Consider the following 994-nt stretch of genomic DNA (forward strand, 5'->3'; position numbering starts at 1 on the left):
AATGCATGGGTAGATAATGGACGTTATTATGTTGATGCTAATGGAGCGTGGGTGAAAGATGCATCTAAAGATAAAAATACAAAACGTTCTATTTTCCTTGATCCAGGACACGGTGGAAGTGACCCAGGTGCAGTAAGTGGTGGAGTAAGAGAAAAAGACTTAACTCTTAGCGTGTATAATAAAGTAAGTAGTAAACTTGCATCTTTAGGGTATACAGTATTAACAAGTAGAAATGTTGATAAATATGTAGACTTAGTAGACCGTGCAGAACAAGCTAACAATGCTAATGCGGATATGCTACTGAGTATCCATTTTAATGCAGGTGGACAAGGTGTGGCCCGCGGTATTGAAACATACTACTACCAATCGCAAGAAGATAGAGTTCCTAAGATAAACAAAGAAAATCACAATAATTCTGAGAGATTAGAAAGGAGTAGAAAATTAGCCAATAAAGTACAACAAAATCTATTGTATCAAACTGGTGCAAACGATAGAGGAGTTAAACGCGCTTCATTCACAGTTCTTCGTGAAACTTCTATTCCATCAATTCTAGTTGAATTAGGGTTTATAGATAATCCAGAAGAGCGTAATAAAATCAAAACAAATGAATATCAAGAACGTTTAGCGAATGGTATAGTTGATGGGATTGTAGCTTATTATAAATAATTAGTAAAAATTGTTAATAGAAAGTAAAATTACTTTAAGAATGATACGGCAACCTTAGGTATATATTTTTCTTGAAATATAATGATAGTTGTTGTAAAATAAAATTTAAAGAATATGAAAGTCATTTGAGGTAAAGATATTATGATGAAAAATAAACTAAAATTAGGATTAGGGGTACTAACAGTATTAGTGGTACCAATCGCTGTAGATACTGTAGCTAGTAGTGACGCTCTAGCAGCTCAAGGTTGGGTTAAGAGTGGACATACTTGGTATTTTTATAATCAAAATGGAACATTAGTAAGAAATGCATGGGCAGGAAACTACTGGC

Annotated in this window: 1 protein-coding gene and 1 pseudogene; both read left to right on the forward strand. The window is 33.7% G+C overall.

Annotated elements, in window-relative coordinates; all coding sequences use genetic code 11:
• On the forward strand, positions 1-666 hold a 666-nt coding region (locus tag HMPREF3186_RS09305; protein ID WP_231724128.1), incomplete at its 5' end, for an N-acetylmuramoyl-L-alanine amidase.
• 141 nt (positions 667-807) lie between these two features.
• Positions 808-994 (forward strand): annotated as a pseudogene (locus tag HMPREF3186_RS00735) (choline-binding protein); the annotation flags it as partial.

Origin of the sequence: Gemella haemolysans (assembly GCF_001553035.1) — a bacterium.
Classification (GTDB): Bacteria; Bacillota; Bacilli; order Staphylococcales; family Gemellaceae; genus Gemella; species Gemella haemolysans_B.